At 64.9% G+C, this 14,465-nt stretch carries 15 protein-coding genes; 5 read left to right on the top strand and 10 right to left on the bottom strand.

The window, feature by feature from the left end; genetic code table 11:
* Positions 1 to 92: 92 nt before the first annotated feature.
* The 9 genes from CCR96_RS02835 to CCR96_RS02875 form a co-directional block, all read right to left on the bottom strand.
* Positions 93 to 554, bottom strand: a complete 462-nt coding sequence (locus CCR96_RS02835) for a hypothetical protein (protein ID WP_201216949.1) — start codon at positions 552 to 554, stop codon at positions 93 to 95.
* Positions 555 to 676: 122 nt separating this feature from the next.
* On the bottom strand, positions 677 to 1,885 hold the full coding sequence (locus tag CCR96_RS02840; RefSeq protein WP_201216951.1) for a DUF3150 domain-containing protein: 1,209 nt from the start codon (positions 1,883 to 1,885) through the stop codon (positions 677 to 679).
* Positions 1,886 to 1,949: 64 nt separating this feature from the next.
* Complete coding sequence (locus tag CCR96_RS02845; protein ID WP_201216953.1) at positions 1,950 to 2,330, bottom strand: hypothetical protein; 381 nt, start codon at positions 2,328 to 2,330, stop codon at positions 1,950 to 1,952.
* On the bottom strand, positions 2,327 to 3,310 hold the full coding sequence (locus tag CCR96_RS02850; RefSeq protein ID WP_201216966.1) for an AAA family ATPase: 984 nt from the start codon (positions 3,308 to 3,310) through the stop codon (positions 2,327 to 2,329). Before CCR96_RS02850 ends, CCR96_RS02845 begins: the two co-directional genes overlap by 4 nt.
* A gap of 294 nt (positions 3,311 to 3,604) precedes the next feature.
* Positions 3,605 to 4,618: a YqaJ viral recombinase family nuclease gene (locus tag CCR96_RS02855; protein ID WP_201216969.1), complete on the bottom strand. Its 1,014-nt coding sequence runs from the start codon at positions 4,616 to 4,618 to the stop codon at positions 3,605 to 3,607.
* A gap of 77 nt (positions 4,619 to 4,695) precedes the next feature.
* Positions 4,696 to 5,745: a recombinase RecT gene (locus CCR96_RS02860; RefSeq protein WP_201216972.1), complete on the bottom strand. Its 1,050-nt coding sequence runs from the start codon at positions 5,743 to 5,745 to the stop codon at positions 4,696 to 4,698.
* 85 nt (positions 5,746 to 5,830) lie between these two features.
* A complete protein-coding gene (locus CCR96_RS02865; RefSeq protein WP_201216975.1) occupies positions 5,831 to 6,019 on the bottom strand; it encodes a hypothetical protein in 189 nt (62 codons plus the stop codon).
* A complete protein-coding gene (locus CCR96_RS02870; protein WP_201216977.1) occupies positions 6,003 to 6,401 on the bottom strand; it encodes a single-stranded DNA-binding protein in 399 nt (132 codons plus the stop codon). Before CCR96_RS02870 ends, CCR96_RS02865 begins: the two co-directional genes overlap by 17 nt.
* A 62-nt stretch (positions 6,402 to 6,463) precedes the next feature.
* Positions 6,464 to 6,670 carry a hypothetical protein gene (locus tag CCR96_RS02875; RefSeq protein WP_201216980.1) on the bottom strand — a complete coding sequence of 69 codons (207 nt, stop codon included), beginning with the start codon at positions 6,668 to 6,670 and terminating at the stop codon, positions 6,464 to 6,466.
* A gap of 452 nt (positions 6,671 to 7,122) precedes the next feature.
* On the opposite strand from CCR96_RS02875, the gene CCR96_RS02880 reads away from it, so the two are divergent.
* From CCR96_RS02880 to CCR96_RS24385, 4 genes are all read left to right on the top strand, one after another.
* Complete coding sequence (locus CCR96_RS02880; protein ID WP_201216983.1) at positions 7,123 to 8,205, top strand: conjugal transfer protein TraF; 1,083 nt, start codon at positions 7,123 to 7,125, stop codon at positions 8,203 to 8,205.
* On the top strand, positions 8,205 to 9,677 hold the full coding sequence (locus CCR96_RS02885) for a conjugal transfer protein TraH (protein WP_242518393.1): 1,473 nt from the start codon (positions 8,205 to 8,207) through the stop codon (positions 9,675 to 9,677). The genes CCR96_RS02880 and CCR96_RS02885 overlap by 1 nt, the downstream gene beginning before the upstream one ends.
* A complete protein-coding gene (locus CCR96_RS02890) occupies positions 9,638 to 12,844 on the top strand; it encodes a conjugal transfer protein TraG N-terminal domain-containing protein (RefSeq protein ID WP_242518394.1) in 3,207 nt (1,068 codons plus the stop codon). The genes CCR96_RS02885 and CCR96_RS02890 overlap by 40 nt, the downstream gene beginning before the upstream one ends.
* Before the next feature lie 131 nt (positions 12,845 to 12,975).
* On the top strand, positions 12,976 to 13,347 hold the full coding sequence (locus CCR96_RS24385) for a lysozyme family protein (protein ID WP_242518395.1): 372 nt from the start codon (positions 12,976 to 12,978) through the stop codon (positions 13,345 to 13,347).
* A gap of 48 nt (positions 13,348 to 13,395) precedes the next feature.
* Here the strand turns inward: CCR96_RS24385 and CCR96_RS02895 are convergent, their stop codons facing one another.
* Positions 13,396 to 13,725, bottom strand: coding sequence for a hypothetical protein (locus CCR96_RS02895; protein ID WP_201216985.1), 330 nt, complete (start codon positions 13,723 to 13,725; stop codon positions 13,396 to 13,398).
* Between the two features lie 472 nt (positions 13,726 to 14,197).
* On the opposite strand from CCR96_RS02895, the gene CCR96_RS02900 reads away from it, so the two are divergent.
* Positions 14,198 to 14,465: SOUL family heme-binding protein (locus CCR96_RS02900; protein WP_201216987.1), on the top strand; the 268-nt coding region annotated here is incomplete at its 3' end.

A 14,465-nucleotide genomic window follows, 5' to 3' on the forward strand; every position in this document is an offset into this window, starting at 1 on the left:
ATGAGGCGCCGTGTCCCGCAGAAATTGCTTGCGGGATCATTCGTTCGATTGATCGGCCGACGGCTGCCGCAGCGTTCATCCTTGCAGAGGGTTCAGCAACTGGCACGCATGATTGCCGGAACTACACGATAGCTGCTCAGGATCCGCGCCGGATGCGCATCCAAGGGCGGCGCTGTCATCGCACCGGCGTCCAGCAGATGTGCACAGACTGCCTGCAGTGTCTCACGGGTGCCGGGATAAGGGCCGGCCAGCGCGCGCTCGATGCGCACATCCTCGAGGATATTCAGGATCTGCCCACTCAGGGCATCGCCGTCCTGAGCCGCACGCCGATAGACGGTGAAGTCGGTATAGCGCAGATGCGCCGCCTCATGCGCCAGATAGCCCCAAGCGACCGGTAACAACGCCGAATCGCTGGGCAGGGCCGGCACGACGATGGTCTGGCCATCGGTCAGGGCCTCATGGCCGCCGACGCGGACAGCGACGCCGAACTTGCGTCCCAGCGCCGCCGCGACGATTGGCATGGCCCGGTGGAGGGTGGTGGTGGGTGTGATCATCAGGTGTCTCCGAAACGATTCAATCGGGGACAGCCGCCCCCTTGGGGCCGGCTGCCCCGCAGGGGTGATGGACGAAGGACGTCAAGGCTCCGGTTGGAACGGGTGACGGCTTGGGTGAAGGCTCAGAACCAGAAGTCCTGAGCGCTGATGGGCTCGGGTGTCATCGATGGGGCCGGCGTTTGGGACGGGCTCGTGGAGTCGACCTCCGGGGCCACGTCTTGGCCGTCGACCGGATCGTCATTGAACAACGCGTCGAAGTCCGCGATTGGCTCCGCGCGCGTCGATGGTTCCTCGGAAGGCATGGTTTGCGTCTCGGTGCTCAGGGGTGCGAGTGCGTCTGAATCCGTCTGCGCATCCATCCCTGAAACGGCATCACTGTCGGCATCGGCATCGGCGCTGCCAGCCGTCTCATCGGCATCGACAGTCTCCTCAGGGCGAACGGCCAGCGCCACGCCTGACGCCTTCTGCGGCATCAACTCCGCCAAGGCGAGCAGACCCGCTCCATGGCGCGCCATCGCCTCCGCATCGCCGACCAGCCGCATCAGCGCCCAGCCTTCCAGGAACAGCCCACCGGTGATCGATCCGGTCGCCGGCAGACGCGCCAGCCAGGCACGCAGCGAGCGCACCACCGGATCGATGCGATAATCGGCAAAGCTCAACGCATCGAGCTTGTCAGCGATCCGGCGGAAGGTGCCGAGCACGCGCTGTGACAACTCATCCTTGCCCAGGAACGACGCTTCCAGATGCCGGGCCATGCGCTCGACCTCCGAGAAGATGGTCTCACCCACCGCCTCGAGGTCTTCAGCCAGGGTATCCTCCGCCACCGCCAGCGAGGTCTCGATACGCAACGCCTGCACCCGAAAGCGCAGCTGCGCACGCACCACCTCGACTGGATCGATGGCCTTGCGGATGGCCGGCTCCCAGCGGGGATAGGCCGCACACCAGGCATCGATATGGCGGTCATAATCGGCCAGAAAGGCCTCGGCGGCATCGCGCGCCTCGCCGGTCAGCCGGTTGGCCTCGACCAACACGGCTGCGGCATGGCTGTTCGGCACCAGATAGCCGCCCAGAAAGCGCGTGCCGACAGCCAGCAATTCGCGCTCGACCTGACGGCGTTTGCGGTGAAAGACGCGCAGCGCCTGCGGGTCGCAGACCTTCTTGCTGCCCAGGGAGATCAGCTCATCGGGCGGGCGATCCTGGCCCATGCGCAGGTCTTCCGGGCGCAGCTTCTTGCGCCCGGACCAGATGTGATAGTCGATCAGAAATAGCGTCGTCTGATCGGTCAGGCGCAGCACCTCAGGTGCGGGCGCCGGGATGGACGGTGTATTCATAGGTCTGCTCCTCGCGCGGTGTCTCGAGGACGACCGCGCGACAATGATGGAAAGAGGACGACGCTCAGAACCAAAAGTCGTCTTCGTCAACCGCGATCCGCGACAGATCAACGGCCTGTGCGGTTGGCAAGGCTTGTGGGGGAGGCGGGGGCGGCGCAGGCGCTGGATGCTCCGGCACACGAGCCGGGAACAGCTCAAGGCGCTGATCCTTCAGCAACGCACGGCCCAGCAGCACATAACCCTTGGACTGCTTCTCAGCGGCTCGCCGCAGGATCGACAGTCCCTCAGTGGCCGGATAACGGCGCAGCTGGCTCACCTGATCGGTGCGCCCCCAGCAGACATCGAGGTCGCCGTCCGCGCGGCGCCGATAGGCCCAGTCCTTCGAGCCCCCGTGCGCATGTCGATAGCGAAACAGCTGCCAGGGCGTCGGGTCCGGGTCGCTCATTGCGCCCCGCTCCAGAGTACGCCGAGCACATCGGCGGCGATGCGATGGATCGCCTCACGCTCCTCAGCCATCGCACGGGCGGTCAGGGCCTGATCCAGCGCATAAGCCAGCGGATTCGGCGCCCCCTTGAAGGTCACCGTCAGTCGCGCCCAGCGCACCAGGGCGCGGGTCGAGAGGGTCAGGGTCAGCTCGCTCTGCCCGGCGCGATCGCTCGGGTTGCTGTTCACGGGATCGAGGCTCTCGCCCATGAACAGCCGCCGCACCTCATTGGCGACGACGACCAGCTTGTCAGCGATCTCTCTTGGTAAGGACGGGACCAGCTCAGCGAGCAACGTCTGCTCGACGTCGGGCTCCGGATAGCTCACCCGCAACACGCGAAACCGGTCCAGGAATGCCAGGTTCTGACGCAGCACGCCCTGATAGAGCCCGGTTTGATCACCGGCGCCGACACTGTTGCCGGTCGCGATGATGCGAAACAGCCGATGCGGGCGGATCAGCTCACCGCCATTCTGAGCGATGACCAGCGGTGCCCCCTCGACGATGTCATTGAGCCCGGCCAACTCGGCCGGGTCCATGAGATCGAGCTCGTTCAGGATCAGCAGATGACCCTCGCGCGCGGCCAGGGCCAGCGGACCGTACACGAACCGCGTACTGGCGTTGCTCAGCTGAAAGCTGCCGAGCAGGTCACTCAACTCCATCCGCCCATGACAGGTCACCTCCTGCACCGGCCAGTTGAGCCGGGCGGCGATCTGACGGATCAGCGAGGTCTTGCCGCAGCCGGTCGGGCCGCTCAGCAACAGCGCATCGCCCTCTGGCGCCCGCAGAAAGGCGAGCACCGCGTTCAGACCCTGACGAAACACATAGGGCTGCCGGGTCGGGATCTGCGGATGGTCTTCATCGGCGAAGCCTTCGATCTCCAGTCCGCGTGGGGCCTGGATGGCGAAGGTAGTGGCGACATCGAAGCGTTGGGTGGTGGACATGGGGGTCTCTCCTGGGTGAGGAGAGACCGACATCCCCGGCGGGGAGTCAGGCTCCCCTCGGGGTGGATCAAGGCTGCCAGATGACAGCTGGGTGAATCGGTCGGGACTTGTGAGGCGCTCCGACAAGCGCACGGCAAAGCACAGCGGTCTGCCGCAGGACCTGAACGGCTGCCAGATCCTGGGGCAGACCGCCTGCCCTTGGGCAGGGCGGTCTGGAGTTTGAAGGGTCTTGCACTGGCCGATGGAACAGTCAGCGCGAGGCGATCTCAGAGGTCGGGTGTCAGCGGTCGCGACTCAGAAGTAGAAGTCCTTCGCCGCGGCCTGTTTCGCCGCCTGCGCAACCGCCTCGGCATCGAAGTCGATCGCCGCCTTGGCCGGGTCCTCCTGAACCGTGACGCGCACGCGCTCACTCGGCTTGCGCCGGTACTGCTCGAGCGTCTCGCTCGGCAGCTGCGGCAACAGGGCCTCCACCAGTGCTGGATAATCGACGCTGCCGTTGGCGCAGAAACGGGTGATGCGCAGACCGGCCGATTCGGCGATCAGGGCCTCGCCCATCATTGCGACCAGATCGGTTTGCAGCTGATCCAGCTCGGCCTTGCAGCGTTTGACCTCGGCCTCATGGGTACGGGCTTCACGCCAGGCGTCGCGATAACGACCGGCGAGCGCATTCCAGTCCTCCACCTGCTCATGCGCCGGCAGGTACAGATCCCGCACGGGGTCCTTGGCCGGCTCCTGGCGTTGCTGGATCAGTGCCCAAAAGGCCAGCGCTTGGTCGACCAGGGTCTCGATCAGCTCGGCATCGCGGGCGATCTCGAACACGGTGTTGGTCTGCGCATCCTGATGGAACACCAGGTAGCCTTTCTCAGCGCCGGCGACATAGAGCTGATGCTGCACCTGCGGCAGGTAGAGCCGATAGGCCTCCGACTCGCGGCCCTGCGCGCAAACGGCACGATAGGTCTTCGCGCTCGGTACCTTCAGCTCCACCGGCTCGCCGGCATCGTTGATGCCATCGAAGGACGCACGCAGGATCGGCTCTTCATTGGCTTCTGCACACAAGGGCATCAGCAGGGTGTCATAGGCGTGCTCGAACCACTGGCGGGCGGCATCCTCGAGCTGGTTGCCACGCTGCACCTGCGGGTTGCGCGACAGATCCGCCGCACGGGCGAGTCCGGTGCGCTCGGCCCAGAGCCGCCAGCGCGTCTTGTAGGGTGAGCGATCGAGAATGATCGCCGCCTCGGAGGCGGTGATGCCCTGGCCGCGCCACTTTAGCCAGGCAGGTGTGCGTTGGGCGATATCGATGATCTTCATCGGGGGTCCTCGGTGAGCCGGGCGCACCGATCCCGACCGGGAGGTGCTCCCGGCAAGGGGAATGACAGCAGGCCGGTTCAGGCGGCCTGGCGTTGGTCGGCGTCGGCTTGGGACAGCCTGTCGGTCTGCGGTTGCGGCTGGGCTTGGGCCACCGCCAGCGTCTGCAGGGCATAGGCCAGATCGGAGCCACTGCAGCGATCGCGCAGGTACTGCTCGGCCTGGGTCCAGGCGGCGTTCTCGGCCGCGCGTACAATGACCTTGTCGATGCGCTGTTTCATCGTTGCGTCGGGCTCGGCATCGCTGGCCAGCGTCTCTGCAACGGCGGCCGTCTCTGGCGTGGGTGAAGCTTGCGCGGACGTCTCGGACTCCGCGGTAGCGGTGTCATTGGTGTTCACCTCCGTTGGCCTCGATTGAGACGTCGTCGACCCGATCTCCTGTGCAGCGCCCGCCATCGGCAAGGGCGTATCGCTTTCGATCACCTTGCCCTCCATCTCCTCGGCGGTGTAGGTCGCTTCTTCCGGGAAGGCCGCGCGCAGCGAGGCGGCCTTGGCGCATTTCATCAGCTGGCCGCGCGGGCGCTTCAGCCACATATCAGCCGGCAGCTCGGAGAAAGCCCCGCCATAGCGCGCATAGGTCTCGAGCCAGAACACTGGCTCGGTGAAGGCACAGCGCTGACCGGCGACGATGCGATAGACGGTCACCTCACACCACTCGGGGAAGGTGACGCGGCTCTCCAGATCCTGCCAGGTGCCGTTGCGTTTGATGCGGCCGCTGAAGGTGCGCTCGCACAAGGGACCGAAGCGCGGTGGATCGATCCCGGCCCACTGGCCGGTGCGCGCCGCCGTGGTCTGCAGCTCGGCGATGCCGGGCCAGACCGTCTCGATCTCCCGGCCCTGCGCCTTGGAGTACATCGGCACCACATGCACCGGGCGTTTCATGACGTCCAGGTTGCGTGCCGCGCAGTAGTGCACGGCGAGGAGAATCCCGTCGGCGGTCTTGGCCGAGGGGAAGATCGACTCGGTCAGCACCTTCCAGGTGCTGGGGCTGAGGTTCAAGGCGGGATCGAGCGCCGGCATCGGGATGCGCGGTTGATCGGCCTTGGTCATCGGTGTTTGCGTCGATGTCATCAGGGTCCTCCAGGATGCGACAGGCCAGGACCGGCCCCGCAGGGGACCGATGCCCGGCGTGGGTGAGTAGGGTCGCGGTGTTGGCTCAGCGGGTCAGACGCTCAAGGCGCTGCGCGCGCTGCTCCAGGCGCTCGGCATGGCGCCCATTCAGATCCAGGCCGCGCAGACGGCAGCGGCGCAGCATCCGCGCACGCTTGCGCAGGGCGCGGGCCATCGCCCGCAGCTCGCAGCGCGCCCAGACCGATGCTGAGCGGCGTTCAGAACGGAAGCTCATCGTCGAACGGCGTGGAATCGCTCGTTGCTGAACCGGACGTGGCGCTATTGGCAGCGCCTTTGTTACCGAGCATCGTCATCCGCTCGGCGATGATCTCGGTGGTGGTGCGCTCCTGGCCAGCCTGATCCTGCCATTGGCGGGTCTGCAGACGACCTTCGAGATACACCCGCGAGCCCTTGGTCAGGTACTGGCCGGCGACCTCCGCGCTGCGGTTGAACAGCACGATGCGGTGCCTTTCGGTGCGCTCCTGGCGCTGGCCGGTCTGATCTTTCCAGCGCTCGCTGGTGGCCAGCGACAGCGTGGTGACGGCGTTGCCATCCTTGGTCTGGCGTTGTTCGGGATCACGGCCAAGGTGACCGATCAATTGGACTTTGTTGAGCATGGGTTGCGCTCCTGGTGATGAATGGCAGGGCGACGGTCGTGCCGCCTGCCGGGTTGGGTTGATCAGGCCTGCTCGCGTCGGCGCCGACGTTGATAGCTTGGCGCCTCGTACTCGGCGTAGGCCTGGTCATCGTCTGGCCAGGGCTCGATGGCCGGTGGCTGCAGACGATCGCGCAGTTGCCAGAACAGCACCTTCAGCCGCCGGACGAGGCGGCGTTGGAAGCGCATTAGTGGATGGCGTGCGCGGGATGGGGAGGGATGCGCGGGCATCGGGGCTCTCCTAGAAGCTGGGAGGCCGCGCCGGCGTGTCGAGGCGCGGCCTCGCGCGGTGGATAGGTGACCGTCACCTCGGCGGCGACGGGCGACTCAGTGGACGCGTTTGCAGACCCCAGAGGGGCGAGACTCATGGCGTCGTCGATCTCGTCAGGTCGTGGCTGAAGCCGCCACAGACCGAAAATCCATCCGCTGTCGTGCTCTGTTGCAGTGCAGGCACAATCGCTGGCAGTGAAGACGCGTGCGACTCAGATCACCGCTCAGGTGTGCTGACGCGTTAGCTGCAGAGCCGCAGCGCCATTCTCTGGGCCGCGCTCTGTCGGCGCAGCAGGGAAAGATGCGGAAAAACGGCATCATTTGGGCTTGTGCGGGGGCGGGTCAGGAAAGAGGGGTGAAAACGCCACCCTTTCGCTGTCGCCGAAATCCTGGTTGGATCGGATCATGGAGCCATGATCGGATTCCGCTTCCATTGCGCGCCGTGCCCAGTCCTGGGGGACCACTCCCGGGTTGGGGCAGGATTGACCCTGGCGTTGGCGCTTGGGCTCGCCATCGGGCTTGTTGCGTCCTCGCCGCCGGCCTCAGCCTTTGAGGTCGCGCGCTTCTACGAGCGCAGTGCCGAAGGCTGGTTCTGGTATGCCGAGGAGCCGCCTGAGCTTGAGATTCCTGAGCCGGAACCGGAACCGCAACCAGAGCCGGCACCGACCCCTGAGCCACCGCCACCGCTGGCCCAGCCATCACCACCTGAAGAGCCAGGCCCCAGCGGCCCGGCACCCCTCTCCGCCGCCTGGCTGCGCGAGAACCTGGAGCGCTACCGCGACCAGGCCATCGACGACCCTTCGCCGACCAACGTCGCTCTGTATCTCTACCTGCAACGCATGGTGCTCGACAAAGCCGAGCGCTTCGCCGAGGCGACCCAACGCGCGGTCTGGTCCGATCCCCTGCTCGATGAGACCACCCGCCGACCGCTTGCCACCTTCGCCGCCAACCTGGCCAACCGCGAGGCCGGGGCCGCTCGAGACGCTGCGCTCAAGCTGATCGCCGAGCAGGCTGGCCTCTGGTTCTTCTACCGTGCCGACTGTCCCTACTGCGAAGCCCAGGCGCCGCTGCTCGACCTGTTGACCACGCGCTATGGGCTGGCGGTGCGGGCGATTGCACTGGATGGACGTCCACTGCCAGGCGGCTTCTTCCCGAGCTTTGCCACCGATGCCGGCCAAGCCAAGACCCTCGGTGTCGTCTCAACACCAGCGCTATTTCTTGTCCGGCCCCCCGCTGGCGTGGTCCCGATCGCCCAAGGCGTGCTCTCGCTCGCTGAGCTGCAGGAACGCCTGGTCAATGCCGCCACCGAGGCCGGTTGGATTCCTGAGCACTGGCGTGAACGCACCCGCGCCCGCGTCACCGACCTGCGTCTCGACGGCACGCCGCTCCAGGATGCTGAACGGACCGACGACCCTGATCAGCTGCTCGAGCGGTTGCGCTCGCGCGCCGTCCTGCCATCGCTTCCGCCGCTGACTCCGACTCCTGGAACCCCCTGATGCGCGCTGCTCCGCTTCTCGTCTCCTCGTTGCTCACCACCCTGATCCTGAGCGTCCCGATCCCGGCCAAGGCTGACCTCGCCGACGAACTGGATACGCTGTTCAACAGCCTGGTCAACGTCACCGATCCGACCGCCCATCTGGGCCAGCGCCGCGGGGTGCTCTCCGGTGGCTCGGTGGTCGCCCGCAACCGACTGATGAACACCAACCTGGTCAATGTCGTGCCGCCGAGCTTCGAGGCCGGCTGTGGTGGCATCGATCTGTTCGCCGGCAGCTTCTCGTTCATCTCCCGCGATCAGCTGACGCAGCTGTTCCGCTCCATTGCCTCGAATGCCGCGACCTATGCCTTCAAGCTGGCCCTGGATTCGATGTGCCAGAACTGCGGCCAGGTCATGGACTCGCTGCAGAAGAAGATCCAGGCCCTGAACAGCCTGTTCGCCAACTCCTGTCAGTTGGGGCAGGGTATGGTCAACGATGTGGTCGATGCCTTCGATACCCAGCACAAGATCAAGCACTCCGAGGCCTCGCTGGTCCGAGGACTGGGCGATGTCTTCGAAAGCTGGTCCAGCGTGACAGGGGAGGACCCCATTGCCCAGGTCCAGCGGGCGGATCCTGAGTACGCGCGCACCGTGTTGCAGGGCAACCTGGTCTGGCGGGCCTTGAAGACCGAAGGCGTCGCCAGCTGGTTCGGTAGTGGCGATGACGCCTTGCTTGAGGCCCTGATGTCGGTCACCGGCAGTGTCATCGTCGGTCCGTTGGAAGCCAGTCCGGACGGGCAGGGCAGTAACAACCGCATCACGCCGTTGCCTTCGGTGTTGACGCTGCGTGATCTGCTACACGGAACAACGGACACATCAGAGGTCCGCGTCTACCGCTGCGCACCCAGCCGCGATGCCGATGGTTGTTTGGCGCCGACCATCCAGACACTCAGCCTGGAAGGGATGATCAGCCGGGTGCGGAACCTGCTGATCGGCGATGCCGGCAGCCCCGGTCTGATCGCTAAGTTCCGCCTCGGCACCGATGACTTCTCTACCGATGAGCGCGCCTTCATGCAGCAGGCGCCGAATGGCTTGGGTGGGGCCGTGGCCAATCTGGCCAGGACCGATGAGGGCACGGCCGTGCTGTTCGCCGAGCAGGCGGCGCCGGTGATCGCCTTGGAGCTCGTTCAGCTGATGCTGCATGACATGGCGCGCGCGGTCAGCGTCTCGACGACGATGACCGACAACGCCTATGCCCGGTTGCTCCGCGAGCAGATCGCGGAGGCTCGCTCGGAGCTGCGCACTGAGGTCGAGGTCGTCAGTGCCCAATATGGCTCGGCCCACGAGCAACTGGCCTATTACACCGACCTGCTGCGCTCGGCCAAGGCACCCCTACCTCAGCGTCGAGCAGGCCCGAGGCGGTCGGCTGACCCCGGAAAATTAGGAGGCACGCCATGTTCGAGATCTACTCCATCGGCGATGCCGCCTTCCTGACCCAGATCCTCAATGCCGTCGCTGCGCTGACCGGGACCGGCGATTTCCGGCAGCTGATCGCCGTCGGTCTGGCGGTCGGTGTGATCATTGGCCTATTCCAGGGGATGGTGCAGCAAACGCTCCAGATCGGGCGCTTCTTCATCGCGCTGTTGGTCTATCTGTTGGCCTTTGGGACCTCGGTCTCGGTGACTATCGAGGATGGTTATAGTGGCGCAGTCCGTGTGGTGGACAACGTGCCGATTGGTCCAGCCGCAGTCGGCTCGGCGTTGTCCAACGTTGGCTATGGCGTCACACGGCTGATGGAGCAGGCCTTTGCCACTCCGGCGATGACCGAGCATGGCTTCGCCGATGCGCTGCAGACCCTGACCAGCGTGCGCAAGGCGACCCTGTCCAGAGCGACGCTGGGCGCGGCCAATGAGCCGGTGCCGGGGTCGGACGTCGAGCGGACCTTGGTCAGCTATGTCGCCGACTGTGTGCTGGCGGATGTCGACACCCAGCGCCGGACCCTGGATCAGGTGATGAAGGCGCCGGATCTGAATACGGCGCTGGCCAGTAGCAATGTGGCCTTCACCACCGTGTTCATCGAGGCGGGTCGGGCGGTGACGCTGCCCTGCGATCAGGCCTGGCGGCGGATCGAGACCTTGCTGCCCAATCAGTTCATCCCGGCGCTGAAGGAGACCCTGCAAGCGCGCTTCGGGGTGGCGAGCCTCACCGATGTCAACGCCAAGCTGAACAACGCGCTCGATGCCCTGGCCGGGGCCGGACGCGATGCGCAACAGTTGATGCTGATGTCAGCCGCGCTCGGCTGGCTGGAGAAGGGCATCGTACTCACTCATGAGAACCGCCTGCAGTGGTCAGCAGCGACGACGGTGCAGCAGGCGATTGCTCAGCGCAATGCACAGTGGGCCGCCGAGCAGGCGCTGTTCCTGAACATCTTGCGTCCGATGCTGACCTTCTTCGAGGGCTTCATCTATGCCGTGGCTCCGCTCATGGGCTTTGCCATTGCGCTTGGTCCTTTTGGTATCAGTCTGGCCGGCAAGTGGCTGCTGTTCGCGCTTTGGACCCAGCTCTGGCTGCCGGTGCTGGCGATCACCAACCTGTATCTGCTGATGGCGGCAGGGCGGGATCTGGATGCCTTGGCCAACACGGCGAATCTGGACCCGTTCTCCTTCTACGGGCTGATGCAGCTCGATCAGATCCTGCAGGATTATCTGGCCACCGGCGGCATGCTGGCGGCGGCGACCCCGGCGATTGCGTTGATGCTGATCTATGGCAGTGCGATCACGGCGACCCATCTGGCTGGGCGGCTGCAGGGTAGTGACCATATTGCCGAAGGCAACCTGGCTCCGCCGGTGATGACCACAGCGCCGGCCTTGGCGATCAGTGCTGGGTTTCAAAGTACGCCTTATGCCGGGACCACGGCGCTGGGCGCAGAAAACGTGCTGCCGCGTTTCGATATGGGCACGCAGGCCAATCGTGAGGCGGCGCGCACCGAGCAGGCGCTGATGCAGTCGTCGCAGCAGTTCATGCAGAGCCTGGGGCAGACGGCGACGCGCTCGGCCTCGCAGAGCGGTGAATCGTTCGAGCAGCGGGCGTTGGGCTTTGAGTATTCGGCCAGTACCAGTGCCACGGATCGCACGCTCTACAGCGAGGGCAGTAGTCTAGCGCGGAAGTCTTCGGAGACGGGGCTGTCTGCCGATCAGATGACAGGGCTGTTGGCGACGGGACTCGGACTCAAAGGTCAGGGGCAGTCGTCACGCCAGATCGGCGCTGAGCTCAAAGGCCGCCTACAGAACCAATATCAGGTGTCGGAGCAGATGGCACAGCAACTCTCCGATGAACTCACACAACGGGTGACGTCGGATACAGGTTTCCAGTCGAGCCTCGCTGAGTCCGTCAGGCAGGATGCTCAGCAGGGCAACCGCAGTGTGTTCACCGAAGGCCTTAGCCGCCAGGACAGTGCCCAGCTACAAGAGAGCGCCTCCGATCTGGTCCAGGACAGCCGCGCCCATCAGCGCGCCGAGCGACTGTCGCAGTCGGCCGCGGCCTCCGGCAGCTATCGCGCGGCCGAGGTGGGCCAACGCCTGGCCAGTCAGCCTGCGTTGGCCCAGCAGGCCTATGGGGCGATCGATCGTCTTGGTCTGACCGGCGATCACGAACGGGTCGCGAGCTGGTACAACGCCATGGGTGTGTTCGCCAACCCCGAGCAGGCGCGTGCCGCGGCGGCGATGCATCTGCTGGCCGGCTATGCGCAACCGGAACGGGCACTCAGCGCCGGTGAGCGCTTGCAGGCGCGCGAAGCCGCGTTTGGGATTCTGGGAGAAGCCTTCCAAGGGCCGGGTGGCACCGGAGCTGATCCCGAGCCTGCTGGAGGAGTTGGTGGGTTCGGAGGCGCTGCGGCCTTTGGATCGACGCGCGATCAGGTGATGGGCGCGGGCCTGTTTGATCCGCGTGCGGCGGCGGTTGGGCTGGGCGATGGGGTTGGAGCGGCTATCCATCCAGCCACCGGCGCGGCGTCCGTTGAGGCCTTCCATATTGGAGCGCAGGCCCGTTTCGCGGACGTCGAACAAGGACAGGCACAGCGGGTCGCGGCAGCGCGCACGGCCCACTGGGAGCGACAGATCATCACTGAATCGAAGACGTACAGCTCGCCCGCGGAGGCGAGCACCGATGCCATCGCCGGCGGCATCGAGAACCTGTTGCGACGCGGCATGATCAAAGGCGATCGCGCGATCGAAGCCTTCAACGGCCTGCTCAGTGGTCTGCAGAGCGGGGAGAGCTGGCAGGGGGCCGTGGCTCAGGCCCGCGAGCGCTACGGCGATGCGATTGGCACCCTGGCCGATTATCAGCTGCAGACGCTGCCACCGCAGGCGCTGACGGAGGCCCAGGAGGCGTTCTACCGCAGCCGGGTCGATTGGGCCTGGATGGGCCATACCGCCTTCAGCGGTCTGGAGATCACAACACCCTCGCATGAGGCGCAGCTCGACCGGCTGATCGATGAGCATGGACCAGGACTCGGCCAGGCGATTGCCGGTCAGCTCACTGGCGCCGCGCACAGCCTCGACAACAGCAAGCTGACCGGCATCATCGCCTACAACCGGGCGCAGTCTGTCGTCGATGCATCGGAAAAAAAAACCTGGAATCCGGCTCGACTAGCCAGGGACTGATCCATCATGCCGTCACCGGTGGGACCGCTGGCCAGATCCTCGATCTGGTCGTTGGACCCGAGTCACTGGGAAACTACAATGCGCTCTATCGCGATGCCGATCAGTCGGCGTTGAACCTGAGCGCGCTGACGTTGAATGAGGTCCAGGCGCTGCAACAGCGTTTGGTTGCTGAGCGCGGTGGCTCGCCTGTTGGGCGCTATCAGATCATTGATGACACGCTCGATGACCTGATGACGCGCATGGGCCTCAGTGGACAGGAACGCTTCACCCCGGAACTACAGGATCGGATGGCAATGACCCTCGCGCGTGATGCGGGATTGACGGCTTGGGAGGCGGGTCGGCTGCCGAACGACACCTTTGCGCACAATCTCTCGCGCATCTGGGCGGGGCTGCCGGCGGATGCCAGCAACCACAGCTACTATGAGGGTGTGGCGGGGAACCGGGCGAGGGCAGACTGGACTCAAGTGATGACTGCCTTGGAGTCTGTACGAACTCGGCCTTAAATGAGGCATATCCGCGTCAATCACCTCAATTCTGAGGTCGATCGGCGACTAGGAATCCCGGCCGAGGTCGTCATGGATAAAGTAGGGAGCAATATCCAAAGAGAGGCCGTTATCAGGATTGAAGGGTCCGAGCCAGTCGTCGATGTCCTGATCTTCTGCCACAGGAGTCATTCCAAAGGCCAGCGGCCGTTTGGCAAGACGCTCTGATCGCACGCCTTGTTGCATGGTGGATCTGGTGGTCCGCTGTTCGCGCTGACGATCAAGAAGGGCGCTCAGTATGAGCACCAGGATAAACACGGCCCAGGCCGTCAGGTGCAGCGCCAGCGAAGGCAGTGGCGCCAACGCCACTAAGAGTGCTGCCCCCGCGATCAATCCCAATACAGCGTCAGCCAGACGCCGACCCAGAGACTGGGGTGCGACGGGCGGTTGGTCTGGATGGGTTCGGATGGATGCTGGCACTATCATCTGTCCTCCCTGTTCATCATGGACAGGGAACATAGTTTAAGCATTTGTCTAAGAAGCACTTTAGCATGGCTTGGAGGCCGCTGCTGGCCCCTTTGCGTTCCCGTTGAAAGCAGCCATCGCTGACAGCGCGTTGTGGCGCTCGCGATCTGAATAGCGACTTGTGGCTGGTGACGTTCCCGCACGCGACCTTTGGGTATCCTGATGCCATCTGCCCGATGGGTCTCGGTGGCGCGCTGGCGTGCTTTGCATGAAGTTTGGCTCGCCACCACCAAACCCGTCTTGCCAACACGACAGTCGCACGAGGACATCAATGATGAACAGGTACAACTCGCTCTTGACGCCTATCGCGTTGACGATGCTACTGACAGTTTGGGGAGGGCAAGCAATGGCCACCGAAGAACCGGCTTACGAAGTCGTCCGTGAAGGTCCCGTTTTCGAACTCCGCCGCTATCAGCCGCAATTGCTCGCGGAGACCAAGGTGCAGGGTCGCTTCGACAAGGTGGGCGGCGAGGCCTTTGGCATCCTCGCCGACTACATCTTCGGCAACAACCAGGCCGCCGAGAAGATCGCGATGACCGCACCCGTCACGCAGCGCCCGTCGGCCAGCGACGATGACCAAGCCGGAACTCGGATCGAGATGACCGCCCCGGTGA

This window comes from Halochromatium roseum (assembly GCF_016653315.1).
Classification (GTDB): domain Bacteria; phylum Pseudomonadota; class Gammaproteobacteria; order Chromatiales; family Chromatiaceae; genus Lamprobacter; species Lamprobacter roseus.